Annotated in this window: 1 protein-coding gene and 1 pseudogene; both read left to right on the top strand. The window is 63.7% G+C overall.

The window, feature by feature from the left end; translation table 11 throughout:
• The coding region (gene pilO2, locus HMPREF2924_RS05070; protein WP_168172950.1) for a type 4b pilus protein PilO2 at window positions 1-366 on the top strand (366 nt) is incomplete at its 5' end.
• Window positions 356-568 (top strand): annotated as a pseudogene (locus tag HMPREF2924_RS05065) (type IV pilus biogenesis protein PilP); the annotation flags it as partial. The gene pilO2 and the pseudogene HMPREF2924_RS05065, both read left to right, overlap by 11 nt.

Genomic DNA, 568 nt, shown 5'->3' with positions numbered 1-568 from the left:
GACAACGGCAACACCGCGGCCCTGAAGGTCGATCTGAAGGTCGCCATCGGCAGTGATGAGCCGCTACTGCCGGCGGACGACGTTCTGCAGGCGCTCACCAGCCACCTGTACCGTCAAGGTGTCGAGCCCAAGCTGTCGATCAGCCAGGAAACAACTCCGCCCCTCCCTGGCGCGGAAGCTGTGACTGAACAGCAAGTTGTGTTGCCTTCCTGGAAGAAATTCACCTTCAGCGCCCAGACCAGGCTCCCGGCAGACCTGACCTTCCAGGGGCTGCCCGCCGCCGGGGTCCGCATCACCAACCTCGAAACCACGCTCAAGGACAGCCAGTTGGACTGGACTGTCACAGGAGAAATCTATGCGAACTGAGCCGATCGGCATGGCCGTGGCCGTGCTCTTCCTCCTCGCGTCCGGCCAGGCCTGCGCTGGCACCGTTAGCGAACTTGCAGAAATCCAGGCCCAGGCCATCCTCACCGAAGCCAAGGTGCGCCTGGCCACGGCGCAGCGGCAATTGGAAGGCAAAGGCGAAACCGGCCAGGTCGTCAGCGCCCAGGGGCAGACGTTCGCCATG

This window comes from Pseudomonas sp. HMSC063H08, from assembly GCF_001813645.1.
In the GTDB taxonomy this organism is placed as follows: Bacteria; Pseudomonadota; Gammaproteobacteria; order Pseudomonadales; family Pseudomonadaceae; genus Pseudomonas; species Pseudomonas aeruginosa.
Note: the sequence above shows the minus strand (reverse complement) of the source record. Positions and strands in the feature narration are given on the sequence as shown.